18 protein-coding genes are annotated in these 24,974 nt (G+C 68.2%); 11 read left to right on the top strand and 7 right to left on the bottom strand.

Annotation, left to right across the window (positions count from 1 at the left end; genetic code table 11):
* Window positions 1–23 precede the first annotated feature (23 nt).
* The 4 genes from FYJ28_RS06685 to FYJ28_RS06670 are packed head-to-tail and all read right to left on the bottom strand — an operon-like array spanning window position 24 to window position 4,682.
* Window positions 24–1,220 carry a M20 family metallopeptidase gene (locus FYJ28_RS06685; protein WP_326831565.1) on the bottom strand — a complete coding sequence of 399 codons (1,197 nt, stop codon included), beginning with the start codon at window positions 1,218–1,220 and terminating at the stop codon, window positions 24–26.
* The gene (locus FYJ28_RS06680) at window positions 1,217–2,470 is read right to left on the bottom strand and encodes an aminotransferase-like domain-containing protein (protein WP_154578711.1); all 1,254 of its coding nucleotides are present in this window, start codon (window positions 2,468–2,470) and stop codon (window positions 1,217–1,219) included. Before FYJ28_RS06680 ends, FYJ28_RS06685 begins: the two co-directional genes overlap by 4 nt.
* A gap of 3 nt (window positions 2,471–2,473) precedes the next feature.
* Window positions 2,474–3,655, bottom strand: coding sequence for a M24 family metallopeptidase (locus tag FYJ28_RS06675; RefSeq protein WP_154578710.1), 1,182 nt, complete (start codon window positions 3,653–3,655; stop codon window positions 2,474–2,476).
* Window positions 3,656–3,695: 40 nt separating this feature from the next.
* Window positions 3,696–4,682: a D-2-hydroxyacid dehydrogenase gene (locus FYJ28_RS06670; protein WP_326831564.1), complete on the bottom strand. Its 987-nt coding sequence runs from the start codon at window positions 4,680–4,682 to the stop codon at window positions 3,696–3,698.
* 65 nt (window positions 4,683–4,747) lie between these two features.
* On the opposite strand from FYJ28_RS06670, the gene FYJ28_RS06665 reads away from it, so the two are divergent.
* The 4 genes from FYJ28_RS06665 to FYJ28_RS06650 all read left to right on the top strand — a co-directional run bounded on the left by FYJ28_RS06665 (window position 4,748) and on the right by FYJ28_RS06650 (window position 12,179).
* Window positions 4,748–6,061 (top strand): aspartate aminotransferase family protein, encoded by a 1,314-nt coding sequence (locus FYJ28_RS06665; RefSeq protein ID WP_154578709.1) that lies wholly within the window; start codon window positions 4,748–4,750, stop codon window positions 6,059–6,061.
* Window positions 6,058–9,162: an FAD-binding and (Fe-S)-binding domain-containing protein gene (locus tag FYJ28_RS06660; protein ID WP_154578708.1), complete on the top strand. Its 3,105-nt coding sequence runs from the start codon at window positions 6,058–6,060 to the stop codon at window positions 9,160–9,162. The genes FYJ28_RS06665 and FYJ28_RS06660 overlap by 4 nt, the downstream gene beginning before the upstream one ends.
* Complete coding sequence (locus FYJ28_RS06655; protein ID WP_154578707.1) at window positions 9,159–10,643, top strand: NAD-dependent succinate-semialdehyde dehydrogenase; 1,485 nt, start codon at window positions 9,159–9,161, stop codon at window positions 10,641–10,643. The genes FYJ28_RS06660 and FYJ28_RS06655 overlap by 4 nt, the downstream gene beginning before the upstream one ends.
* A gap of 84 nt (window positions 10,644–10,727) precedes the next feature.
* On the top strand, window positions 10,728–12,179 hold the full coding sequence (locus tag FYJ28_RS06650) for an MFS transporter (RefSeq protein WP_154578706.1): 1,452 nt from the start codon (window positions 10,728–10,730) through the stop codon (window positions 12,177–12,179).
* Window positions 12,180–12,203: 24 nt separating this feature from the next.
* On the opposite strand, the gene FYJ28_RS06645 is transcribed toward FYJ28_RS06650, so the two are convergent.
* Both FYJ28_RS06645 and FYJ28_RS06640 read right to left on the bottom strand, forming a co-directional pair.
* Window positions 12,204–13,826 (bottom strand): serine hydrolase domain-containing protein, encoded by a 1,623-nt coding sequence (locus FYJ28_RS06645; RefSeq protein ID WP_154578705.1) that lies wholly within the window; start codon window positions 13,824–13,826, stop codon window positions 12,204–12,206.
* Window positions 13,819–15,129 (bottom strand): M20/M25/M40 family metallo-hydrolase, encoded by a 1,311-nt coding sequence (locus FYJ28_RS06640; RefSeq protein WP_154578704.1) that lies wholly within the window; start codon window positions 15,127–15,129, stop codon window positions 13,819–13,821. The genes FYJ28_RS06645 and FYJ28_RS06640 overlap by 8 nt, the downstream gene beginning before the upstream one ends.
* Before the next feature lie 235 nt (window positions 15,130–15,364).
* Between FYJ28_RS06640 and FYJ28_RS06635 the strand changes: the two genes are divergently transcribed.
* Genes FYJ28_RS06635 through FYJ28_RS06605 form a run of 7 tightly spaced genes read left to right on the top strand, consistent with a single transcriptional unit; the run spans window position 15,365 to window position 23,773 of the window.
* Entirely contained in the window at window positions 15,365–17,206 is a 1,842-nt protein-coding gene (locus FYJ28_RS06635; RefSeq protein ID WP_195840615.1) for an ABC transporter substrate-binding protein, read from the top strand.
* Between the two features lie 2 nt (window positions 17,207–17,208).
* The gene (locus FYJ28_RS06630; protein ID WP_326831563.1) at window positions 17,209–18,249 is read left to right on the top strand and encodes an ABC transporter permease; all 1,041 of its coding nucleotides are present in this window, start codon (window positions 17,209–17,211) and stop codon (window positions 18,247–18,249) included.
* Entirely contained in the window at window positions 18,246–19,145 is a 900-nt protein-coding gene (locus tag FYJ28_RS06625) for an ABC transporter permease (RefSeq protein WP_154578702.1), read from the top strand. Before FYJ28_RS06630 ends, FYJ28_RS06625 begins: the two co-directional genes overlap by 4 nt.
* A complete protein-coding gene (locus tag FYJ28_RS06620; RefSeq protein WP_154578701.1) occupies window positions 19,145–20,845 on the top strand; it encodes a dipeptide ABC transporter ATP-binding protein in 1,701 nt (566 codons plus the stop codon). The genes FYJ28_RS06625 and FYJ28_RS06620 overlap by 1 nt, the downstream gene beginning before the upstream one ends.
* Window positions 20,842–21,783, top strand: coding sequence for a S66 peptidase family protein (locus tag FYJ28_RS06615; RefSeq protein WP_326831562.1), 942 nt, complete (start codon window positions 20,842–20,844; stop codon window positions 21,781–21,783). The genes FYJ28_RS06620 and FYJ28_RS06615 overlap by 4 nt, the downstream gene beginning before the upstream one ends.
* Window positions 21,783–22,895 carry a serine hydrolase domain-containing protein gene (locus tag FYJ28_RS06610; protein WP_154578700.1) on the top strand — a complete coding sequence of 371 codons (1,113 nt, stop codon included), beginning with the start codon at window positions 21,783–21,785 and terminating at the stop codon, window positions 22,893–22,895. Before FYJ28_RS06615 ends, FYJ28_RS06610 begins: the two co-directional genes overlap by 1 nt.
* 32 nt (window positions 22,896–22,927) lie before the next feature.
* Complete coding sequence (locus FYJ28_RS06605) at window positions 22,928–23,773, top strand: serine hydrolase (RefSeq protein WP_154578699.1); 846 nt, start codon at window positions 22,928–22,930, stop codon at window positions 23,771–23,773.
* Window positions 23,774–23,778: 5 nt separating this feature from the next.
* On the opposite strand, the gene FYJ28_RS06600 is transcribed toward FYJ28_RS06605, so the two are convergent.
* Window positions 23,779–24,930: a mandelate racemase/muconate lactonizing enzyme family protein gene (locus tag FYJ28_RS06600; protein ID WP_154578698.1), complete on the bottom strand. Its 1,152-nt coding sequence runs from the start codon at window positions 24,928–24,930 to the stop codon at window positions 23,779–23,781.
* Window positions 24,931–24,974 lie beyond the last annotated feature (44 nt).

Below are 24,974 nucleotides of genomic sequence, written 5' to 3'. Positions count from 1 at the left end.
GGCTATTCCGTGCCGAAGGCTCGTCAACAAACAGACCCGTGCCGCAGGCACATCAGCGCATAGGCCCGCGCCGCGGCCAGCAGTTCGGCCATACTCACTGATTCGTTCACCTGATGCGCCTGGTCATTGAGGCCACCCGGTCCCATCACAATGACCGGAACGCCGAAGTCCCGGGCAATGAACCCGCCGTCGCACGCGGCGGTCCAGCCCGTGACAGCACTGTCCACCCCAACTTCCGCCAACGTGGAGACGGCACCCGCAACCAGGGGATGGCCGGAGGCAGTGCGGAACCCGGGCATCTCCATCGTGACAGTGCCTTCAACGGTAATGCCGTCCGAGTTGATCCCCGCTGCCCGGATCCCGGCGAGAAGCGAGGCAAGGATTTCCTCCGGATCCTCGCCGGGCATCAGCCGCCGGTCCAAGGACAGATGGCAGGAATCGGCGACCATCGAGGTGCCGGTTCCGCCGCGGATCATGCCGGTGTTCCAGGAACCCGAACCCAGCAGGGGATCGGCATCAGCCTGCAGCCGGGTGTGGTCCGCACGGACCAGATCCAGGATCCGTGCCGCCGCATCGATGGCGTTGCGGCCGTCCGCAGGTCGCCCGGAGTGTGCTGACTTCCCGGTGACGTGCAGTTCGAGATAACTGTCGCCGCGGCAGGCTATGACTGTTTCGAGGTCTGTTGGTTCGGCCACCACGCACGCGGAATAGGGGAACGGGCCGGTGCCCGCGGTGAAGGCCCGGATGCCGAGACCGAGGTCTTCCTCATCCACGGTGCACGCAAGGGCAGCGGGCCCTGGCAGCTCGACGCCGGCAGTCCGCAGCGCCCGCAGCGCAACCAGCACCGCAGCCAGGCCGCCCTTCATGTCCGTGGATCCCCGGCCATACAGCCGCCCGCCGCGGACATACGGTTCAAACGCAGGCCGGTCCCAGCCGGAACCGGCGGGCACAACGTCGGAATGCCCCAGAAAGAGCAGCCCCGGCTGGGTGCCGCCCGGCAGCACGGCAGTGAGGTTCGGCCGGTCGGGAGCCACCTCGGACACCATCACTTCCAGCCCGGCCGCCCGGGCGAACTCCGCCAGCACCACGACGGTGGCAGCTTCGGTTCCACCGGGGTTTTCCCCGCCGGCAGAAATCAGCTCCGAGGCAAGCGCCACCAGTTCGTCTTCCCGGATGAGCTCCAGGACGGTCTCTTCCATAACGGAGGGCTGAACGCTCACGCACCCGCCCCGGAATCCAGCCCCGCCAGCTCCCGGTCCATCGCCCGGCGCAGCCGGAGAATGCCTTCCTCAGCCCGCTCCGGAGTCGTGGACGCGAAGCACAGCCGCAGGGCGTCGTCGAACTTCCCGCTGGGAGACAGCGCCGGCCCCGGGATAAAGGCAACCCCTTCCGCCAGTGCCGTCTCGAACAGCTTCTGCGTGGAAATCCGCGCGTCCGGTCCCTGCAGGGTGAGCCAGAGGAAAAAGCCGCCCTCGGGATCGGTGGTGGTGATGCGGCTGCCCAGATGCCGGTGCAGATTTTCCTGCATGGCGTCCTTGCGGCGCTTGTACTCGGTGCGCAGCCCGGCCAGGTGGTCGTTCAGGCCGCCGCGGCGGATGAACTCGGCGACGAGGTGCTGGGCAGGGACATTGGTGCAGGTGTCCATGGCCTGCTTGGCGTTGATGACCAGCTGCCGGAGTGAGGGATCGGTGTCCACCCAGCCCACGCGCAGGCCGGGTGCCAGGATCTTGGAGAACGTGCGGACCGAGAAGAGCAGCGGATCGCCCGGGCTCAGTGCCTGCAGCGACGGCAGATCCTCACCCTGGAAACGGAGCAGGCCGTAGGGGTCGTCGTCGATGATGACGGCGTTCCACTCGTGGGCCAGTTCCAGCAGCCGGTGCCTCCGCTCCAGGGAGAGGGTGACGCCGGAGGGATTCTGGAAGTTGGGGATCGTGTAAATGGCCTTCGGCGTCCGCCCGGCCGCGGCGATAAGCTCCGGCAGGGCCTCCACGATCAGACCGTCTTGGTCCACCGGGGCTTCCAGCAGGTCCGCGCCGTAGCTCAGCGCGGTGGCGCTGCCGTTGGTGTAGGTGGGGCTCTCCACGATCACCAGGTCACCGGGATTGATGAAGATCTTGCAGGCCAGGTCCAGGCCCTGCATGCCTCCTGCGGTGATGGTGATGCGGTCGGCGTCCACAGGGTCCGCGGTTCCGGCCAGATAGTCCACCAGCGCCTCCAGCAGCACCGGTTCGCCCTCGGTGGCGCCGTAGGTCAGGGAGCTGTGGTCCAGCACCTGTGCGGCAATATCCCTGAACTCCTCCAGCGGCACTGCTTCGTCGGCCGGGGAACCCATGGCGAAACGGACAATGTCATGTGTCTGGGAGGCGAGCAGCGAGGTACTTGAATCGATCACGGAGCCCACCAGTCCGGCGGCACGGTCTGCCAGGGGAAGTGCGGCACGGGAGCGGGCGGCGTAGGAGTTCACGGTCATCGGTTAGCTGCCTTTCTGGAGCAGTTCGCGCGGGAAGCTGGTGAGTGTTTCCACGCCGTCGGAACTGACGCAGATTGATTCGGAAAGTTCGTAGCCGTAGCCTTCCATCCACATGCCGCCAATGAGGTGGAAGGTCATGTTCTCCGCGAGGATGGTCCCGTCCTCGGAGCGGAGGGAGATGGTGCGCTCGCCCCAGTCCGGCGGATAGCCGATCCCGATCGAATAGCCGATGCGGGACGGCTTCTCCAGTCCGTACTTGCCCAGGGTCCGGTTCCAGGTGCGGGCCAGTTCGCTGACCGGTACTCCGGGCTGGATTTCGGTGAGCACCGCGTCCAGCCCGTCAGCAACGGCGTCGGCCAGTTTCCCGAGCCGGGGCGAGGGAGTGCCGAGTACCACCGTGCGCGCCAGCGGGGCGTGATAGCGGCGGTATGCTCCGGCGAGTTCCACCACCACCGCCTGCCCGGCCTGGAAATGGTCCTCGCTCCAGGTCAGGTGCGGGGTGTCTGCCGCTTCGCCGGTGGGGAGCATCGGCACAATCGCCGGGTAGTCCCCGCCGGTGCCGTCCACACCGGTGATCTGTGCCTGGCTGATGGCCGCGGCGGCGTCGCACTGGCGGATGCCGACGGCGATGCTTGCAACGGCGGCTTCCATGGCACCGTTGCAGATCCGCGCGGCGTGGCGCATCAGTTCCAGCTCAGTGGGCGACTTGACCGACCGGACCCAGTTCACCAGCTCGAAGCAATCCACCAGCGTCCACTCCGGCAGTGCATTGACCAGGGCACGGTAACCCTTGGGGGAGAAGAAGTGGGAGTCCATCTCCAGGCCCACACACCCCGCTGCAGCCGGGGCAATCAGCGCGCGCTCGCGGAGGGCGAAGGCAATCCAGTCAAAGGGATGCAGGTGCGGACGGTGCACGTAGCGTTCGGGGTAGCCCACGATGTTCTCCGGCGGAAGCCAGCTGGTGCGTGATGCTCCGCCGGCGTCCATTTCCCGGGCGAAGAAGAGCATCGGCCCGTCGGCGGGTACAAAGAGGACCTGGGGTGTGTAGAAAGACCACGCGTTGTACCCGGTGAGGTAGTAGAGGTTCGCCGGGTCAGTCACCAGCAGGGCAGAGAGACCCTGCCGGGCCATGCGCGCACGGACCCCGGCAAGCCGGGCGTCGTATTCCTCTTGGCTGAACAGCAAACGGGTACCTCCACATAGCTGGAAACTGCTGGAACGGCGGTTAGACGGATGAACTCACATAGCCGCGCTGCTTGTCCACCACGTTCTCCGGGATACTGCCGGCGGACCAGCGCTGGAGGTTCGTGAGGAACTGCAGCGCCAGGGTGTTCCGCCAGCCCCGGATGTCCCCGGACATATGTGCGGAAACGTGCACGTTCTCCATGCCCCAGAACGGGTGGGAGGCGGGCACTGGCTCTTCGCGGAAGACATCCAGGGACGCGGCCGCGATTTGGCCGGTTCGGAGCGCCTGCAGCAGGGCGTCTTCATCCACGAGGGCTCCGCGGCCCACGTTGACCAGGTGGGCGGAGGGCTTCATGGCGGCCAGGACGGCGCCGTCCACCAGATCCCGGGTCTGTTCGGTGAGAGGTGCCGCCAGGACCAGATGGTCCGCCCAGCCGGCGTGTTCTGCCAGCTCGGTGCTGGGAATCACCGTGCCGAAGTCCGGGTCGTCCTCCCGTGCGGTCCGTCCCACGCCGCGGACGGAGAGCCCGACGGCGCGCAGCAGCCTTGCGGTGGCCCGCCCGATTCCGCCGGTGCCTACCACCAGGGCGCGCGAGCCGTGTGTACCGGTGAGTTCCCGGTGCTGCCACACTGCCTCCTGCTGCAGCCGCTTGGAAAGATGCAGCTGCTTGTCCTGCGCGAGGACGGACGCGAGGACAAACTCGGCGATCGGCTGGTCGAAGACGCCGTGGGCGTTCGTCAGAACCACATCCGAACGTCGAAGGTCCTCAAAGAGCATGGCATCCACGCCGGCGGCTGCCACGTGGACCCATTCCAGCGAATCGGCATAGGGCCAGGCATCGGCCAGCGCGGAGGAGAAAAAGTCCCAGAGGAACAGGGCCCGGGCTCCCGGCATCGCGTTGGCGAGGCCGGCGGCGTCGGTGATCCTCACGTCTGCCAGGGCCTGGATCTCCGCCAGATTACTGGGCAGGGGCTGGCCGGGGGCCGCTAGGATAACCAGGCGCGGTTTGCTCACAGTGTTACTCACGCCACAACCGTATCCCCATTGCAGGATTGTTGACAATAGACATGTGTGAGCTGCATCATGGCCGCATGACTTCCCTCAGCCCCGCCCTCAAGCAAGCCACTCCCGTGATCGTGGACCACGCCCTCGGCTGCTGGATCCACGGCACCGACGGCCGGGACTACCTGGACTTCACCACCGGCATCGGCGTCACCAGCACCGGTCACTGCCATCCCAAAGTAGTGGAAGCCGCGCGGGAACAGGTCGGGAAGATCATCCACGCGCAGTACACCACCGTGATGCACAAACCGCTGCTGGAACTGACGGAAAAGCTCGGCGAAGTCCTTCCAACCGGACTGGACTCAGTGTTCTACGCGAACTCCGGCTCGGAAGCTGTCGAGGCCGCCGTCCGGCTGGCCCGCATGGCCACGGGACGGCCCAACATCGTGGTGTTCCAGGGCGGGTTCCACGGCCGCACGGTCGCCGCAGCATCCCTGACGACGGCGGGCACCAAGTTCTCCGCCGGCTTCGCACCGCTCATGGCCGGCGTCCACATGGCCGCCTTCCCCTACGCCTACCGCTATGGCTGGGACGAAGACACCGCCGTCGCGTTCGCCCTGCAGGAACTGGACTACCTGCTGCAGACCCGCACCGATCCGAAGGACACCGCCGCGTTCCTGATCGAACCGGCACTTGGCGACGGCGGCTACCTGCCCACCCCGCCGGCCTTCCTGGAGGGCCTGCGGGAACGTGCGGACAAGTACGGCATCCAGCTGATCATTGACGAAGTGCAGGCCGGCGTCGGCCGCATGGGCAAGTTCTGGGGCCACCAGTACTCCAGCGCCGTCCCGGACATCCTCATCACCGCCAAGGGCATCGCCTCCGGCTTCCCCATTTCAGCGATCGCTGCGTCCACGGACACCATGTCCAAGGCCTGGCCCGGTTCCCAGGGCGGAACCTACGGCGGCAACGCCGTGTCTGCCGCCGCCGGCGTCGCGACCCTGGAAGTGGTGCAGGAAGAAAACCTGGTGGAGAACTCCCGGATCCGCGGCGAACAGCTGCAGGCCGGGCTGCTGGAGATCCAGGAACGGTTCCCGGTGATCGGCAACGTCCGCGGGCTGGGGCTGATGCAGGGCATCGAGTTCACCGGCCAGGACGGATCGCCCGACGCCGCGACTGCCGCGGCCGTGCAGCAGGCGACCACGGAGCAGGGTCTGCTGACACTGACCTGCGGACCGGCGGGCAACGTGGTCCGGTTGATTCCGGCGCTGGTGGTCTCGGCCGAGGAAATCGCCACCGGGTTGGAACGCTTCGAAGCTGCGCTCGCCGCGGTCGCGGGTGCTGTGCCGGCCGCGGCCGGAACAGCGGCTGCCACCACTTCGGCAACCACGGAGCGCCGATGACAAAAACCGGCCTGGCCGCCCCGTCTGCAGCTGCCGCCAGCACACCGGATGCCGGTGCGCTGCTGGATTTGCTGGCCGCGGCGGGAGTCGAGGCCGACGGGTCGTCGCGGCGGCTGGCGGAGTATTCCTTCGACGCCTCCAACTACCGGGTGCCGCCGCTGGCGGTGGTGTTCCCGCGGTCGGCGGAGGACGTCGTCGCTGTCCTGAAGGTGTGCCGGGAGACCGGGATGCCGCTGATCAGCCGCGGCGGCGGCACGTCCATGGCCGGCAACGCGGTTGGCCCCGGCGTCGTGCTGGACTTCTCCCGGCATATGAACGGGATCGGTGCCGTGGACGAGGACGCCCGAACAGCGGTCGTGGAACCCGGCGTCGTGCTTGCGGTCCTGACCCGCGAAGTCGAGCGCGCCACCGGCAACCGGTTCAGTTTTGCCCCCGATCCTTCCTCCAGGAACCGTGCCACTGTGGGCGGGGCGCTGGGCAACGACGCCTGCGGCAACCACTCGGTGCGCTACGGCCGCACCTCGGACCATGTGGCGGAGCTCGACGTCGTCACGGCCGACGGCGCGCAGCTCACCGCCACTGCCACGGGCATACGGGCCACCCATCCCGGGGATACGTACTCCGAACAGCGCGCCGCAGCCCTGACCGCGGGGTTGAAGGATCTGGCGCATACCAACCTGGCCGGTTTCCGGACCGAACTCGGCCGGATCCAGCGTCAGGTCTCCGGCTATCACCTGGCCAACCTGCTGCCGGAACACGGCTTCAACGTCGCCCGGGCGCTCGTGGGGTCGGAGGGAACCTGCGCGGTGATCGTCGGGGCGCGGATGAAGCTGGTGCCCAAGCCGGCCAGCGCGCTGCTGGTCTGCCTCGGGTACGAGGACGTGGTGGAAGCCGCCCGGGACATCGGAACCATCCTCGAGTTTTCGCCCGCCGCCGTCGAGGGCATCGACGAAGCGATTGTGGACACCATGCGCTTCCGCCGCGGCGCGAACTCGGTGACCGGCCTGCCCGCGGGCAGGGCCTGGCTGTACGTTGACCTCGACGGCGACGACCCCGCCTCAGTGCAGGCCGACGCGGACCGGCTGCTGGCCCGGCTGCAGGAAAACGGCCGGCTGGTGGAAGGGCGTCCGGTGCCCGACGGCGTCGAACGGGCATCGCTGTGGCGGGTGCGGGAGGACGGGGCCGGGCTGTCCTCGCGGCTGTCTACCGGAGGGGAGTCGTGGCCGGGATGGGAGGATTCCGCCGTCGCGCCGGAGAACCTGGCCGACTATCTGGCGGACTTCCGGGAGCTGCTGGACCGCTTTGGCCTGCAGGGCGTGATGTACGGGCACTTCGGTGCGGGCTGTATGCACATCCGCATTACCTATGATCTGCGTACCGATGCCGGCCGGGCTGTGTTCCGGGAGTTCTCCCGGGAAGCAGCGGAGCTGGTGGTGCGGCACGGCGGATCACTCTCCGGGGAACATGGTGACGGCCGGGCGCGGTCCGAGCTGCTGCCGCTGATGTATTCGCCGCGGATGCTGGCCGCCTTTGCTGCGTACCGGCTGCTCTGGGACCCGGACGGGATCCTGAACCCCGGCTCGCTGACGGACCCGGATCCGATCGACGCGCATCTGGCCCTGCAAGGCGTGCCCAGCCGGGAATGGCGGACCAGCTTTGATCTGCGGCCGCTGCACTCCGGTGGCGGATCGACTGCTGAAACCGACGATCCCGGTACGTCGGCCGGAGCCGCGGTGGACCCCTTTGTCCATGCGGTGCAGAGCTGCATCGGAGTGGGCCGCTGCCGTACCGACACAGGCGGGGTGATGTGCCCAAGCTACCGGGCCACCCGGGATGAGAAGGACTCCACCCGGGGACGGGCGCGGGTGCTGCAGGAAATGGTCCGCGGTGCACACACTGTGGAGGAGGGATGGAAGTCCGAGGAGGTCCGTGAAGTCCTGGATCTTTGCCTCTCCTGCAAAGCCTGCTCCACCGACTGTCCCACCGGCGTGGATATGGCCACGTACAAGTCGGAGTTCTTTGACCACTACTACCGGGGGAAGCTCCGGCCCATGTCGCACTTTTCGCTGGGCTGGCTGCCGCGCTGGCTGAAGCTCACCGGACGGGTGGCGCCGCTGGTCAACGCTGTGCTGGCCACGCCGCTGGGGAAGGTGGTTGCCCGGTTGGGCGGGCTGACCACCGAGCGGTCGCTGCCGCGTTTTGCGTCTGCGGGGGCGTGGCGGAGGGAAGTCGCTGCGGCTTCTTCGACGCCGGGCGCATCGGGCGGAACCGGGAATGAGGTGCGCGGCGCAGAGACGAGCAGCGCGGCCGTGACAGGCGCACCCAACCGGAAGGCCGGCGTCGTGCTCTTTGTGGACACCTTCACCCGGGGTTTCCGCCCCGAGGTGGCCGGTGCGGCCGCCCGCGTCCTGGAAGGGGCGGGGGAGCGGACGGAATGCTCCGCCGATGCGTGCTGCGGCCTGACCTGGATTTCCACCGGGCAGCTCGGCACGTCGAAGAAGATGCTCGCGAAAGCCGCCGCTGCGCTGGATGACGGAACCGAGCGGCCAATCGTCGTCGTCGAGCCCAGCTGCGCCGCCGCGCTCCGGAAGGACCTGCCCGAACTGGTGCATACCGATCAGGCCCGCCGGGTCGCCGCCCGGGTGCGCAGCTTCGCCGGGTACGTGGGCGAGCTTGCGGCCTCCGGGTGGACACCGGCGCCGGCTGCCGCGCTGCCGGAGAAGGTGGTGCTGCAGACGCACTGCCACGAGTACTCCGTCTTCGGTGCCGGAACGCAGAAGACCGCGCTCGCAGCTCTCGGGATTCCGCAGGTGGTGGACGCTGCCGGATGCTGCGGCGTCGCCGGGAACTTCGGGTTCGAGAAAGACCACTACGAGGTCAGCATGCAGGTGGCCGAACAGGCGCTGGCACCCGCGCTGCGCGGCACGGAGGCCGGAACCGTGGTCCTCACCGACGGTTTCTCCTGCGCCATGCAGGTTCAGCAGCTCGACGCCGCCCGGCCCGGCACCCACCTGGCCCAGCTCCTTGACCCCGGCACCGGGCCCGCCCCGGGTGCCCCAACCAGCTTCCCGACCCCTCAAGCAAAGGACTCCCAAGAATGACAACGCAAACCAGCACCACCTCCCGCGCTGCCCGGGACGCCGTCGCCAAGGTCAGCACCGGCCTGTTCATTGACGGGCAGTGGAGCGATGCCGCGTCCGGTGCGCGGTTCAACGTCGTGAATCCCGCTACCGAAGAGGTCATCGCCACGGTGGCCGACGGCGGTCCGGAGGACGCGCAGCGCGCGATCGAAACCGCCGGGCGGGTGCAGAAGGAATGGGCCGCGACGGCGCCGCGGGAGCGCAGCGAGATCCTGCGCCGTGCTTATGAGCTGATCATGGCCCGGCAGGATGAACTGGCGCTGATCATGACCACGGAGATGGGCAAACCGCTGGCCGAGGCCAAGGGCGAGGTGGCATACGCTGCCGAGTTCTTCCGCTGGTTCTCCGAGGAAGCCGTGCGGATCGGCGGGGACTTCTCCTCCACAGGCGACGGGAAGACCCGGATCCTGGTGTCCAAGGAACCCGTGGGGCCGTGTGTGCTGGTGACGCCGTGGAATTTCCCGTTGGCTATGGGCACCCGGAAGATCGGCCCGGCCATCGCGGCGGGCTGCACCATGGTGTTCAAGCCGGCCAACCTGACGCCGCTGTCCTCGCTGGCGCTGGTGGACATCCTGGTGGAAGCCGGGCTGCCCGCCGGAGTCCTGAACGTGGTGTGCACGTCGAAGGCGTCCTCGGTTGTGTCGCCGTGGATGTCCAGCGGCATTGCCCGGAAGGTCAGCTTCACCGGCTCCACCGCCGTGGGCGTGCGGCTGCTGGAGCAGGCCGCGGAGCATGTGATGCGCTCCTCGATGGAACTGGGCGGCAACGCACCGTTCATTGTCTTCGAGGACGCGGACCTGGACCGTGCCGTGGACGGCGCCGTGGCCGCGAAAATGCGGAACATGGGGGAGGCCTGCACCGCCGCGAACCGGCTGCTTGTGCAGCGTTCGGTCGCGGATGAGTTCGCCCGCCGGCTCGCCGCCCGTCTGGGCGCGCTCTCGGTGGGTGACGGCGCGGAGCCGGGCACCGACGTCGGGCCCCTGGTGGAGGAGAAAGCGCTGGCGAAGGTGCAGGAACTGGTGGACGACGCCGTCGCCAAGGGTGCGGAGGTGGTTTGCGGAGGTTCGCGGCCGGAGCGGCCCGGGTACTTCTACGCGCCGACGGTCCTGTCCGGGGTGAGCCCGGAGTCGGACCTGATGAACGAGGAGATCTTCGGTCCGGTGGCGCCGGTCATCCCGTTCGATACCGAGGAAGAGGTCACCCGGCTGGCGAACGATACGCCGTGGGGCCTGGTCGGCTACCTGTTCACGCAGGACGTGGACCGCGGCTTCCGGATGGGCGAGGCGCTGGAGGTGGGTATGGTCGGGTTGAACACCGGCATTGTCTCCAACCCGGCAGCACCGTTCGGCGGCGTCAAGGCATCCGGCCTGGGCCGTGAAGGCGGACGCGTGGGGATCGAAGAGTTCCTGGAAACGAAGTACCTTGCCATGCCCAGGACCTAAGTCGAAGGCCCGGCAGGGGATCGGGCAGCAGAGCAGCACACGGCACCACCGCAGCAGCCAATCACTCGTATGAAGGATGGACCGATGTCAGCTAACTCCCAGCCCCGAAATGCACCAGCCCCGGTTCCGGGCGCCGAACCCGAAGGCAGGGAAGCGAAAAAGACCCTGCACCGGTCCATCCTCGGCTCAGCCCTGGGCAACGCCGTTGAGTGGTTCGACTACGGGGTCTACGGCTACCTGACCATTTACATGGCCGTGAACTTCTTCGGATCGGAAGACGGCGACGGCGGCCTGGGCGTCACGCTCACGCTCGCCACCCTGGCGTTGTCCTTCCTGGTGCGTCCGCTGGGCGGTCTGATCCTGGGCCCGCTGGGAGACAAGGTAGGCCGGCAGAAGGTCATGGTCCTCACCGTGACGCTGATGACCCTGGCCACCGGGTGCATCGGGCTGCTGCCGACGTTTGAAACGGCGGGTCTGCTGGCGCCGGTGCTGCTGCTGATCTGTCGACTTGTGCAGGGTTTCTCTGCCGGCGGCGAGTACGGCGGCGCTGCGGTGTATATGGCGGAGTCGGCTCCGGATAAGCGCCGTGGTTTCTTCGGTTCGTTCCTTGAGTTCGGCACCACGGTGGGCTTCATCCTCGCGGCGATTGTCTGCACCATTACCATCACGCTCGTCGGCGACGAGGGGATGCTGGAGGGCTGGTGGCGGCTCCCGTTCCTGCTGACCATTCCGCTGGGTCTGACGGCACTGTGGATTCGGACCCGGCTGGTGGAGGCTCCGGTATTCGCGGAGGCTTCGGCGCACCGGGAGACCCTGAAGTCCCCGCTGCGGCAGGTGCTGGCGCAGAACTGGCGGCAGCTGCTGGTCCTGGCCGGGTTTGTGGTGCTGCTGAACGTGGCGTTCTACCTGATCCTTGGATACATGCCCACTTATATGAGCGGCCAGCTGGGGCACAGCACGGCGCAGGGCAACTGGATGCTGGTGGCCGTGATGGCACTGATGCTGCTGGCGATTCCGCCGGTCGGTGCGCTCTCTGACCGGATCGGCCGCAAGCCGCTGCTGCTGACCGCGGCTGTTGGCTACATTGTGCTGTCGGTCCCGGCGATCATGCTGCTGGGTGTGGAGAGCCTGATCCTGCAGTTCCTCGGCCTGGCTGTGCTGGGCTTCCTGCTGGTGATCCTGGTGTCCTCGGTGTCATCGACGCTTCCGGCGCTGTTCCCGACGGCGGTCCGGTACACGGGCTTTGCCCTGGCCTATAACTTCTCTACGGCGTTCTTTGCCGGTCCGTCGCAGACCATCGCCAACCAGTTGATCGAGACGACCGGGAACCAGCTGGTGCCGGGCTGGTACATGGCGATTGCCGGTGTGATCGGTCTGGTGAGCATCCTGTGCATGCGGGAAACGGCGCAGGCGACGCTGCGCGGCGAAGTGATTCCCGGTGCTCCGGATTCAGTTGGGTGGCCGAAGAAGGTTTATCTGGAGGAGAACCGGGTGGATGCTGAGGAGCGGCGGGCTTCGTTCCAGGATGGGGTTTAGGGAAAGCAGCGGAACCGGCGCCTGTCAGCCCGTGGACCTGGGATCCAAAGTAATTTCCAACCGCTGCACCTGAGGCGGCTCGACCGGGTTCAGCTGCGCCAGGCAGCGCAGGTCCCCGTGCTCCCCGGGCAGCATCCACCGAAGCTCGGCGGGCGCATCTCCGCCGGTGGTGTGCGCTTCTTCGGCGTGCAGCGGACCAGCCGCAGTGCGTAGGCGCAGCCAGTCCCGGCGGCGTTCGTCCCAAGGACGGTCCTGATCCATGTTGGAGGCGAACTGGGCCCGCAGGAGACGCTCGGCTTCCGCTGTGGGGCTGGATAGCCATACAGTCAGTGCGTCCCGGGCGGCCTGCAGCTCCGGCCAGGTTCCGGGGCCAGCAGGCCCTGCAACTCCGGCGCGATCTTCATCCTCGGGCGCCGCCGAAGGTGCGTGGCCTGCCGGATCGGCAGGAGCCGCAGGTTCCTCCGGTACAAGACCGAGCGTCATGTCCAAGGCGCGGGTCACGGCTTCCCCGACCCGGGAGTAGGTGGCGTTCTCCAGGCCCAGAGCTATGGTCCCGGTTTCCGGATGCCACCGCATGTGCGTACTGAAGCCGGGATAACCGCCGGAATGCGAGACGATTCGCCCGGCGGCTGGGTGCTCCAGGATATCGAGGCCGAAGCCGTAGCCGCGGCGGGTACCGGGCAGGTCCTGGGGACGCAGCGGTATTGGACGGTGGATCCGCTGCATCTCTGCCCGGTCAACCAGATCCAGGGGCCCGGCATCCAGGCCGGCATCCACCGGCCCGCCGGACAGCGGCCCGGTGGCTGACATCCCGGCGGTTGACGGATCGGAGGCAAAAGCGGGGCCGGCCGCCAGCCAGGCTGCCCAGCGCCGCAGGTCCTGCAGGGTGGAAAAGAGGCCGCCGATGGGCGAGAACTGGCCGGGCCCGGTGAACGGCAGCACCTGCCAGCCACCATCCGGTGTGCGCCGAAAGCCCCGCACTGCCGGGACCTGCAGCTCCTCAGCCGCGAAGGCCGTGTCCGTCAGTCCCAGCGGGCGCAGCAGGCTGCCGGTCACCAGGGTGCGGTAGTCCGTTCCTGCGGCCCGTTCCAGGATCCGTCCCAGCAGGGCGTAGCCGAGGTTTGAATAGCGGAAGCGGGCACCCGGAGCTGAGGCCAATCGGATGCCCCCGGCCAGCAGCGCATCGAACTGTTCCGCCGGCATGGATTCCTGCCGGTCTGCCCAGGGATCATCTTCGGGCAGGCCGGAGGACATGGTCAGCAGGTGCCGGACGGTGACCGGTCCGTCTGCGGCAAACTCTCCAGTGAACCGAAGCCCGGGAAGCCACTCACGGACATCCGCCTCCAGATCCAGCCGGCCGGCGCGGCGCAGCACCAGCGCTGCCGCGGCGGTGAAGCTTTTGGTGCAGGAGGCGATGCGGAAGGCCGTCCGTTCTCCGGGAGGATGCCCGGCGTCGTCGACGGCGCCGCGCAGCACCTGGACCCGCGGACGGCCCGGGCGGCTCACTTCGGCCGCGAGCGCCGGGGCGATGCCCTCCTCGAAACGCGCCTGGAACAGGGCTGCCAGCTGAGCTTCCGGCCACACGTCCTCCACCGGCCGCCCGGACGCTCTGGCCGCCTGGGATGCCGTAAACGAGTCATCAGACATGGGCCAGGAAATCCTGCAGCACCTTCTGTCCGCCCCGGACTGAGGCGACCGGCACCCGTTCGTCGACTCCGTGCACTCCCTCCGGGATGCGCCCGTCCGGGTCCGCGGTGAGCGGTGCAAAGCCGTAGCACTGGATACCCAGCCGGGAAAATGCCTTCGCGTCGGTGCCGCCGCCCATGCACATAGGCACCACCACCGCCTCCGGATCGTGCCGCACCAGGGCCTGGCGCATAGCGTCGAACCACGGGGAATCCACGGGGGACTGCAGCGGGCTCTCGCGGGTCAGGAAGGAAAGGCTGACGTCCGGGCCCAGCAGATCCTTAACCGTGGCCAGCGTTTCCTCCTCCGTGCCGGGCAGGCAGCGGATATCGACGTCGGCTTCCGCAACGCCGGGAATGACGTTCGTTTTGTATCCGGCGCGCAGAACCGTGGGCGTTGCCGAGCAGCGGACGGTCACGCCCGCGACCCGTCCCGCCTCGCCCATGGCGTCTATGGCTGCGTCCACACCGGCCTCGCTGCCCAGATCCGCGTCGAACCCGAGCGCCGCCGTCGTCTGCTCGATATAGGCGCGGACCACGGGTACCAGCACCTGCGGCCAGCGGTGATTGCCCAGGCGGTCCAGTGCGGAAACCAGGTTCCGCACCGCGTTGACCGGAACCGGACGGGAGCCGTGGCCGGAAACGCCCTCGGCACGGACCCGGATGTGCATGGTGCCGCGCTCACCGGCACCTACCGGATAGAGCCGTACGGTGCGTCCGCCGGCCCCGGTGAGCAGCGTGGCGGTGCCGCCGGATTCACCGATCGCGGCCTCGACCCCGGCGAACAGCCCGGGATGCTCGGTGGCCAGCCAGTCGGCGCCGTAGGCACCTTTGTCCTCTTCATCGGCGACGAAGGCGACGACGATGTCCCGGGCCGGCTGCTGGCCGGAGTCCGCCCAGTTCAGCAGGGTGGCCAGGGTCATGGCCGCCATGTCCTTCATGTCCGCGGCGCCGCGTCCGTAGATCCAGCCGTCCCGGATGAGTCCCTGGAAGGGCGGGACGCTCCACTGCTCCGGTTCGGCAGGTACAACATCCAGGTGCGCGTGCACCAGCAGGGCAGGCAGCGAACGGTCCACCCCCGGCACGCGCACCACCACGGACTGCCGGGTTTCCTCAGGTCCCAGGACCACCGGATCCAGGCCCGCTGCTGAAAGCCGGGCAGCGATCCACAGGGCCGCCTCCCGCTCTCCGTTGCTCTTGCCTTCGCCGTAGTTGGACGTGTCGAAGCGGATCAGTTCTGCGCAGAGTTCTGCCGGATCGTGCATGCGGGTCCCTTCAGGTGTTTACAAGACAGTAACCAAAATAGGTGAAAAATCTGTTGATTCGGGCACCTTCAGTAATTAGTGTTCAACCAGCGATTTCCACGCGATCGAATTTCAAACCCGATTGCCCGGCGCAGATTACGCTATGCCCAAAACCGGGACCGTGGACACGCAAAATACATTTATTTGCATATTCCGCTGGCGAATAAGTCCAGCTTGTTACGGAGGAAATCGAAAATTGCAGCCGTATATCCCGCACCTGCGCAGGCCCCGCTTCCGTTCCTCCACGGCTGCCGCCGCCCTGGGCGTGGCGGCAGCCCTCGCCGTCCCTATGGCCGCGGCGGCACCGGCACAGGCCGCGGAGGACACCGCCCCGATGCTCAAGCTCGCCATGACCGGGGACATTGACACCCTGAACCCCTTTATCTCCATCCTCGCCACAAGCTCGAATGTGCTGCGGCTGCAGTATGAGCCGCTCGTCGCCTACGGTGCGGAGGCCAATGAGGAAGTTCCGGGGATGGCTGAGAGCTGGGAGACCTCCGAGGACGGGACCGTCTGGACCTTCAGCCTGCCCGAGGGCCGGCAATGGTCCGACGGGGAGGCTATCACCGCCGAAGACGCGGAGTGGACCTACAACGCGATTCTGGACAATGACGATTTGAAGCAGGCCAACGGTTCGGTGCTCAGCAGTGTTGAATCGGTTGAAGCCGAGGATGACACCACGCTGGTGATCACCCTGACCGAAGCGCAGGCCGTCAACCCGGGCACCGAGCTGCCGATTGTCCCCGAGCATGTGTGGGCCGAGCTGGAGGATCCGGCCGGCTACGCCAATGACAAGGACACGGTGGGATCGGGTCCGTTCGTGGTGGACAGCTACGACAAGGCGGCCGGCGTCACCATGTCCACCAACCCGAACTACTGGCGCGGAGCAGCGAAGATCTCCGGCGTCACCTGGATTCCGTACAAGAACTCCGACGCCGCCGTGCAGGCACTGCGCACCGGCGAAATCGACATTGTCAGCGGCCTGACGCCGGCCCAGTACCAGGCACTTGAGGACGAGCCGAACATCACCACCAACGCCGGTACCGGGCGCCGCTACCAGGCAATAGGTATCAACCCCGGCGCCCAGACCGCCGACGGCACCCCCATGGGGGACGGACACCCGGCACTGCAGGACGTGCAGGTGCGCCGGGCCGTGGCCCTGGCCATCGACAGTGACACCCTGCTGGAGAAGGTCCTCCAGGGCCTCGGAGACAAGGCCACGGGCGAGATTCCGATGACCTACCCGCTCTACCACTGGGATACCGATGAGCTGCCGCTCGCCTATGACCCGGATGCCGCCAACAAGCTGCTGGACGAGGCCGGATACGAAATGGGTTCCGACGGTATCCGCCTGGACAAGGATGGCACCCCGCTGTCCATGCGCCTGATGGGCCGCAACTCAGACCCGACCCACCAGCAGATGGCAGACTACGTCAAACCCTGGCTCAAGGAAATCGGCATTGACGTTTCCGTGGAAATGAAGGCTCCCGCCCAGGTGAATGATGATTCCACCGTCGGCAACTACGATCTCTACTTCACGGGCTGGGGAATCGGTCCGGATCCGGACTTCCAGCTGTCCATTAACCAGTGCAGCTCGCGCCCGAATGCGGACGGCACCGGTGCGACGTCGGAAAACAATTTCTGCGACCCGGAGTTCGACGAACTGTACAAGGCCCAGCACGCCGAACTGGACCAGGAAAAGCGCAGTGAGCTGGTGGCCCAGGCCCAGGAAATGATTTACAACGCCGCTGTCAACAAAGTCCTTTACTACGCCAACAGCCTTGAGGCCTACCGTTCAGACCGCTGGGAGCCGTTCGTCACCCAGCCGGCAGAGGGCGGCGTCATCACCAGCCAGAACGGTCCGTGGAGCTACTACCAGGCCACTCCGGTCGGGGAGCTGTCCGAGGCCGGAGCCGTCACGGACACCAACAGCAACACCGGAATGATCATCGGTGTTGCCGGGGGCGTGCTGGTGGCCGGACTCGTGGCGTTCCTGCTGGTCCGCCGCCGCTCCGCCACCGCGGACGACCGCGAGTAGCCGTGGCGGAAGCACTCAGCGAGCAGGACCTGGCTCCCGCCCGCCAAGACACCGATGCGCCGCGCCGGAACACTTCCTGGCTGCACTACATCGGTGTCAAGGCGGGCGGGGCAGCCGTCTCGCTTGTCATGGTGGTGGTCCTCGGGTTCTTCGCGTTCCGCATCCTTCCCGGGGACCCGGTGCGTTCGCTCGCGGACGGCCGGCAGGTTACTGCCGAACAAATGGACATTCTGCGCCGCGAATACGGCCTGGACCAGCCCCTGATCGGCCAGTTCTGGCGGTACCTGACGGACCTGTTCCAGGGAAAGCTGGGGGAGTCCTACACGTACAACCGGCCGGTGCTTGAACTGATTGGCGACCGCCTGGGTCCCACCCTCCTGCTGACCGGAACCGCTGCGCTGATCTCCGTGGTGCTGGGCCTGTGGCTGGGGCAGAAAGCGGCATGGCGGCGCGGGACCCTGTTCGACAAGACCCAGACCGGGCTGGCCCTGATCTTCTGGTCAGTGCCGACGTTCTGGCTTGGCCTGTTGCTGCTGCTGCTCTTCGCCGGCACCCTGAACTGGTTCCCCACCGGCGGCATGGTCACGGCGGGAAGCAGTGCCGGCGGACTGGAACGGGTCCTGGACATCGCGCACCATATGGTCCTGCCGGTTGTGACCATGGTGGCCGTGGTCTACGCCCAGTACCTGATGGTGATGCGGGCGTCGCTGCTGGAGGAAATGACGTCCGACTACCTGACCACAGCCCGGGCCAAGGGGCTGCGGGATGATGAGGTCCGGCGGAAGCATGCAGTGCCCAATGCCCTGCTGCCCGCCGTCACCCTGATCTTCCTGACCCTGGGCGGGCTGATCGGCGGCGCCGTGACGGTGGAGACCGTGTTTTCCTGGCCCGGCCTCGGTTACCTGACCTTCCAGGCTTTGTCCGCGCCGGACTTCCCGCTCCTGCAGGGGACGTTCGTGGTCTTTTCCTCGATCGTGATCCTGATGAACTTCGCCGCGGACCTGCTGTACCGCGTGCTCGATCCCCGATTGAGGGCCTCATGAACGCAACCCGCACGGCCTCGCGGGCGGCCTGGGAACGCCGCCGTGCCGCCGCCGCTGACGGCTGGAAACAGTTCCGCAGCAACAGGGCCGGGCTCACCGGCCTGATTGTCCTGCTCATTGTGGTGGCGCTTGCGCTGCTTGCCCCGGTGCTGGCGCCTGAATCGACACTGGACGTGACCCGGCTCGAATCCCTGCAGAATGAGCCGCCGTCGCTGGCCAACCCGCTGGGCACGGACCCGTCCGGCCGCAGCGTGCTGGCCATGCTGCTGTGGGGCTCCCGGGTGTCCCTGCTGGTCGGCTTCGCCGCCACCGCGGTGTCCATGGTGATCGGCACCGTGGTCGGCATGGCCGCCGGGCATTTCACCGGCGCCACGCAGGCAGTCCTGATGCGGATCATCGATTTCTTCCTGGTGGTGCCCTCGCTCGTGCTGGCAATCGTGCTCTCAAGCGTCCTCGGCGCCGGAGTGGTCACCATCGTCGCGGCGATCGGCATCACCTCCTGGGCTTCCACCGCCCGCCTGGTGAGGGCCCAGACCCTCACCATCGAGTCCCGGCCGTACATCGACCGGTCCTGGGCCCTCGGAGCCGGCGACGCGCACGTCATTGGCCGGCACGTACTGCCGGCCGTGCTGCCGCTGGTGCTGGCCAACACCACACTGACCGTCGGCTCGGCCATCATCGCCGAGTCCACCCTCAGCTTCCTGGGCCTGGGCGACTCCAGCAGCATCTCCTGGGGGTCCATGCTGAAATCCGCCCTGGACACCGGAGCCGCAACCGCCGGGTTCTGGTGGTTCGTGCTCCCGCCCGGCGTGGCGATCGTCGTCGTCGTGCTCTGCTTTACCCTGGTGGGCCGTGCCCTGGAATCCGTTGTTAACCCCACCCTGCGAGGACGCTGATGCCCCGGCTGGCTTTTGAAGATATCCGCGTTACCTACACGATCCGCAGCGAGGAGGGTCCCCGGGATCTGGTGGCCGTCGACGGCGTCTCGCTGGTCCTCGAGCCCGGTTCCACGCTGGGCCTGGCCGGTGAATCAGGCTGCGGCAAGTCCACCCTGGCCATGTCCGTGCTGCGCCTGCTGCCGGCCAACGCCCGGGTGGAGGGGCGGATTATGCTCGGCGAGGAGAACGTCTCGGACCTGAGCTGGGGCCGGCTGCGCGCGGTGCGCTGGACCTCCGCCGCCGTCGTGTTCCAGGGCGCCATGCACTCGCTGAACCCGGTGCAGCGCATCGGGGACCAGATTGAGGAGGCGCTGCGCATCCATGCCCGTGAACTGGATCCGGCGTACCGCGAGGAGAAAGCCCGGCGCGCGCGGGTAACCGAACTGCTCGGCCTCGTCGATCTGCCCCGGGCGAAAGCGGAGTCCTATCCGCACGAGCTCTCCGGCGGGCAGAAGCAGCGTGTCATGATCGCCATGGCCCTGGCCTGCGAACCGGAACTGATCATCGCCGATGAGCCCACCACGGCCCTGGACGTCATTGTTCAGGACCAGGTGCTGCAGGTGCTCACCGGGCTGGTGGCCAGCCGCGGCCTGTCGCTGGTCATGATCAGCCACGACCTGTCCGTGCTCGCGTCGACCTGTGAGCGGATCGCGGTGATGCAGAACGGCCGGATCGTGGAGGAGGGCCCGGCGGAATCGGTGATGCACGGCCCGCAGCATCCCCACACCCAGGCCCTGGCCGCAGCGTTCCCCACCATCGGGGACCCGGCGTCCCGCATGCGCCTGCCCGGTTACGCGGCGGAGCCGGCGGCTCCGGACCCGAATGCGGCGCCTGTCCTGGAGGCACGGAACGTCTCGGTGAGTTTCGCCGGACGCGGCGCCGGAACGGTCAAAGCGGTCGACGGCGTGAGCATCGCCTGCCGCCGCGGGGAAATCGTGGCCCTGGTCGGCCAGTCCGGTTCCGGGAAAACGACGCTGGCGCGGACCCTGCTGGGCCTGCAGAAACCGACCGGCGGTGAACTGCTCTTTGACGGCAGCCCGCTGCCGCACCGCCGGCGTGCCCTGAAGGCGTACCGGCGGGCGGTGCAGTTTGTGCTGCAGGATCCCACCGCCGCGCTGAACCCGAAGCACACCGTCTACGAGTCGGTGGCCGAGGGGCCGCGGCTGCACAAACTGCCCGGAGACGAGGCGCAGCTGGTGGCCGAAGCGCTGGCCAAGGCGGAGCTGAGCCCGCCGGAGCGGTTCGGCCCGGCCCTGCCGCAGGAACTCTCCGGCGGGCAGCGCCAGCGTGTGGTGATAGCCGGAGCGCTGGCCCTGAACCCGGAGTTCCTGGTGGCCGATGAGCCGGTGGCCAGCCTGGATGCTTCGGTCCGGGCGGAAATCCTGGCCCTGCTGCTGCGGCTGCGTTCCGAGCTGGGGCTCGGCGCGCTGGTCATCACGCACGACCTGGGCCTGGCCTGGAACATCGCGGACCGGGTGGTGGTCATGTACCAGGGACGGATTGTGGAGGAAGGCCCGGTGGAGCAGGTCCTGCTGGATCCGCAGCACGAGTACACCCGCCGGCTGCTGAGCGTCGTGCCCACCGCGGGCGGCTCCGCTGTGGAGGGCACAGCTGCGGGCGGTTTTTCCGGCGGAACTGCCGTCGGGGAACCGGCGTGAGCGGGCCGGCCCCTCCGGGGCTGGGCCCGCATCCGGAGCTGGGCCCGCTGCGGCCCGGAGCGCGGGTGGGGCTGGTGGCCCCCAGCGGCCCGCCGAAACCGGAACAGTTGGAGCGGGCTGAGGAGGTGCTGCGCGGCTGGGGCCTGGAGGCGGTGCGGGGCAAGCACCTGCTGGACCGCCACCCCCGTGCCGGCTACCTTGCCGGGAGCGATGCCGACCGTGCGAGTGACCTGCAGGACGCCTGGTGCGACGATTCGCTGGACGCCGTCCTGTGCGTGCGCGGCGGCTACGGTGCGGTCCGGTTGCTGGATCTGCTGGACGTGCCCAAGCTGGCCTCGGCCCGGCCAAAGCCGCTGCTGGGTTCCTCGGACATCACGGCCCTGCATGTGTTTTGGGCCGAGGAGCTGGGCCTGGCCACCTGGTTCACTCCGATGGTGGCCACCGGAGCGTTCCTGGACGATCCGGTGGCCGCCGCGGGCGTGCGCCGCGCCCTGTTTGAACCGTACGCGGGCACGTCCTACACGGGCCCCGCAGCCGAGGCGCTGGTGCCCGGCACCGCACACGGGGTCCTGACCGGCGGAAACCTCGCGCTGCTGGCCATGCTCAACGGTGCACGAACCCGGAAACCGGTGGACAACACCGGGGGCATCGGGCTGCTGGAGGACGTCACTGAAGAGCCGTACCGGCTGGACGGGATGCTGCAGACCCTGCTGCGCTCCGGCTGGTTCGACGGCCTCACCGGCCTGGCGCTGGGTTCCTGGTCCGAGTGCGGCGACCTCGCCGAGGTACGGGCCCTGTGCGTCGAACTGCTGGCTCCGCTCGGTATTCCGCTGGTCTGGGAACTGGGCTTCGGGCATGGCCCCGCCGCGCACAGCATCCCGCTCGGCGTCCCCGCCACCCTGACGGCAGGCCCGCAGCCGCAGCTGGTGCTGGACTAATGGACCTGACCGGCAAGCTGCAGGACCTGCTCGGCGCCGCCGTCGGGCAGGGCATGGTGCCCTCGGCGGTGTGCGCAGTAGCGCTCGACGGCGAGGCGCTGCCGGTGCTCTCCGCCGGCCAGGCGCTGCGCTTCGGCGCTGGCGGTGCGCTGCTGCCGGCTGCGGAACAGGTGCCGGCCGAACCCGGGACCTGGTACGACCTCGCCTCGGTGACCAAACCCTTCTCCGCCGTCGCCGTCCTGGCCCTGGTGCGGGACGGGCTCCTGGACCTGGACGAGCCGGTGGCCGCCCGGCTGCCCGCCTTCGCCGCCGCCGGCGCGGCGGATCCGGGGAAGCAGCTCGTGACGCTGCGGCACCTGCTTACCCATACCTCGGGGCTGCCGGGCATCTGGGACGGCTGGCGGCAGCCGCTGCCGGACCGGCGGGCCGCCCTGGCCTCCCTGCTCTCCGTTCCGCTGGCTGCGGAGCCCGGTACCGGTTTCAGCTATTCGTGCGTGGGCTACAACACCGCCATGGCGCTCGCCGAAACTGCCACCGGTACGGCCTGGGAGGCACTCATTCAGCAACTCGTCCTGGATCCCCTGGAGCAGGATGGGGACATCACATTCCGGCCCGACCCCGGACACTGCGCTGCCACGGAATGCGGCACACCGGACGGACGCGCCCTGGTCCGCGGTGAAGTGCATGACGAATCCGCCCATGCCCTTGGCGGGGCAGCGGCCAACGCCGGACTGTTCGGCACGGCCTCGGGCGCCCTCCGGTTCGCCGAGGCGCTGCGCGGTGGCTTCCCGGAGATACTGCCCGGGCCACTGGCGGACCTGCTGTGGCAGGACCAGCTCGACCTCATGCTGGGCCCGGCCGCAGCGGAAGCGCGCACCGGCGTCGGCTACGGACAGTCCCTGGGCCTCCGGATCGGCCAGCTCGGCTGGATGGGAGCGGATGCTGCGGACGCCCGCGGGCACAACGGTTTTACCGGCACCTGCTTCCTGACTGACCGGCAACGCCGACTCAGCGTGGTCCTGCTGACCAACCGGGTGCACCCCACCCGCGACGGGACCGGCGTCGTCCCGCTGCAGAAAGCGGTCAGCGAGGCCGTTTACGCCGCTGCGTAGAATCCCCATCCATTCCTCCACCAGGAGAGTCCATGCCTGTTTTATCCGATTACAGCGACGGCACACCCGAGGTCGCGTTCTGCCTGCTGCGTCCCGACGGCGGCACGGCCGCCTCCCGCGGTGCGGACACTGCCTTCTACTCGGCCAGCACCATCAAACTGGCCGTGCTGCTGGCGGTCCTGCAGGCGGTGGACCGCGGTGAGCTGGCGCTGGAAACGCAGCTCGCCGCCCGGGACACATTCTCCAGTGCCGTGCCCGACGGCGGTGAGTTCGGCTTCCCGGGCGACGAGGCGGACCCGGGGATGCCGGCGGGGGGTACCGAGATGTCCCTGGCCGCCGTGCTGGACCGGATGATCACTGTCTCCTCGAACGCTGCCACGAACATGGCCGTGGACCTGGTGGGGTTCGACGCCGTGAACCGTGCCCTTGCCGGCACCGGCGCAGCGTCCTCGTTTATGCAGCGCTACATCGGCGACCTGGCCGCTTTGGAGGCCGGACTCACCCATCAGGTCACCGCGGCGGACCTGGCCCGCACCATGCACTCGCTGATCTGCGGAAAGGTGCTCGGGCCGGAGTCCACGGAGTTCGCGCTGGGTCTCCTGGCGCGGCAGGAGTTCGCCTGGATTGCTGCCGGCCTTGCCCCGGACACGGTCCAGGGCAGCAAATCCGGCTGGGTGACCGGCATCAGCCATGATGTTGCGTTCTTCGCCCCGGCTGGCACTCCGCTGCAGGCACCGTTGGAGCGGGCGTGGGTGCTGGCAGTCTGTACTCGCGGTTATGAGGCGGATGCCGGCCAGGAGATCATTGCTGCTGTTGCTGGGTTGGCTGCTGCCGTCGTGGGTCCGGAGTTCAGCGCCGTGGTGCCGGGGCTAGGTTAGTACAGCTAGGCCGGATCGGTGCGGATGCCGGCGGCGGCCAGCCCGGGGTGCAGGCCGGTGATGCCCTGTCCGGGAACTGACGGCAGGTGCAGGACGGGTCCGTCGTAGCGGACGCCGCCGTCGACCGACGGGACCGCGGGCCACAGGCCGCCGTCGAGGTCCTGGCCGCTGCGCCCAGGGAACTCCGTGCCCAGTCCCGCGGCGGCGGCGAGTGCGGCACCGGCTCCGGCGCCCACAGTGCTCTCGAGCATGCAGCCGACCAGTATGCCCAGGCCGTGCCCGCGGGCCGCGGCGAGCAGCCGGACGGCGGGATAGATGCCGCCTGTCTTGGCCAGCTTGAGATTCACCAGCGTCGCCGCGCGGTGTTTCAGCAGGGGTGCCAGGTCCCGTTCGTCCTGTACGGATTCGTCGGCCATGACGGGCACGTCGACGGCGGCCCGCACGCGGGCCAATCCGGCCCAGTCCGCGGCGGCCACTGGCTGTTCAACCAGCTCTAGCCCGACCCCTGCGGCCGCCATGGCGTTGAGCACCTGTATCGCTTCGTCCGGGATGTAGGCCTGGTTCGCGTCGACCCGCAGCCGCACCGCTGGGCCCACCGCAGCGCGGACAGCAGTCAGCCCGGCCACGGCGTCCAGGTCGGCGCGGAGCTTGACCTTGAGGCAGCGAAAACCTTTCTGCACCCATCCGGTTGCCGTTGCTGCCAGTGTCTGAGGTTCCGCGGCGGAGAGAGTCATGTCCGTGAGCACGGTGTCTTCCAGCTTCGGCCCGGCGACCTGCGGATACGTGGCTGCCAGGAACCGGTGCAGGGGCTGTCCGGCGGTTACCGCCGCGAGGTCATGCAGGGCGCAGTCGAGTCCCATCCGTACCGCGGACGGCACCGGCGCTCCGGCGATGCGGCGCACCAGGCGGTCCAGGTCGCTGATGGGCCGGCCGATCACCAGGGGAGCGAGGTCCTGCCGCGCCCGGGCCAGCACCTCTGTGGTGCTGACCCCGGTCACCCGGCTGACCGGCGTCTCGCCCCATCCGCTGCGTCCGTCCGAGTCCTGCAGCCGGAACAGCACTGTTTCCAGGACGGAGGACGTCCGGACGGCGGTGCTGAAGGTTCCGGTCAGCGGGAGGCTGAGGGGGTAGAGGTCTAGCGCGGTGATTAGTCCCATGAATGCTGTTCCTGTCCGTGCTGCGCCGGGATCAGAGGTCCTTT

This window comes from Arthrobacter sp. BL-252-APC-1A (genome assembly GCF_009696625.1).
Lineage (GTDB): Bacteria > Actinomycetota > Actinomycetes > Actinomycetales > Micrococcaceae > Arthrobacter_B.
Note: the sequence above shows the minus strand (reverse complement) of the source record. Positions and strands in the feature narration are given on the sequence as shown.

Bases quoted from the DNA above. Each gene is read 5' to 3' on its own strand.
- FYJ28_RS06625 (WP_154578702.1), top strand. From the start codon at position 18,246: ATGAACGCAACCCGCACGGCCTCGCGGGCGGCCTGGGAACGCCGCCGT.
- FYJ28_RS06660 (WP_154578708.1), top strand. From the start codon at position 6,058: ATGACAAAAACCGGCCTGGCCGCCCCGTCTGCAGCTGCCGCCAGCACA.
- FYJ28_RS06680 (WP_154578711.1), bottom strand. From the start codon at position 2,470: ATGACCGTGAACTCCTACGCCGCCCGCTCCCGTGCCGCACTTCCCCTG.
- FYJ28_RS06610 (WP_154578700.1), top strand. From the start codon at position 21,783: ATGGACCTGACCGGCAAGCTGCAGGACCTGCTCGGCGCCGCCGTCGGG.
- FYJ28_RS06640 (WP_154578704.1), bottom strand. From the start codon at position 15,129: ATGCACGATCCGGCAGAACTCTGCGCAGAACTGATCCGCTTCGACACG.
- FYJ28_RS06620 (WP_154578701.1), top strand. From the start codon at position 19,145: ATGCCCCGGCTGGCTTTTGAAGATATCCGCGTTACCTACACGATCCGC.
- FYJ28_RS06605 (WP_154578699.1), top strand. From the start codon at position 22,928: ATGCCTGTTTTATCCGATTACAGCGACGGCACACCCGAGGTCGCGTTC.
- FYJ28_RS06645 (WP_154578705.1), bottom strand. From the start codon at position 13,826: ATGTCTGATGACTCGTTTACGGCATCCCAGGCGGCCAGAGCGTCCGGG.
- FYJ28_RS06655 (WP_154578707.1), top strand. From the start codon at position 9,159: ATGACAACGCAAACCAGCACCACCTCCCGCGCTGCCCGGGACGCCGTC.
- FYJ28_RS06650 (WP_154578706.1), top strand. From the start codon at position 10,728: ATGTCAGCTAACTCCCAGCCCCGAAATGCACCAGCCCCGGTTCCGGGC.
- FYJ28_RS06600 (WP_154578698.1), bottom strand. From the start codon at position 24,930: ATGGGACTAATCACCGCGCTAGACCTCTACCCCCTCAGCCTCCCGCTG.
- FYJ28_RS06665 (WP_154578709.1), top strand. From the start codon at position 4,748: ATGACTTCCCTCAGCCCCGCCCTCAAGCAAGCCACTCCCGTGATCGTG.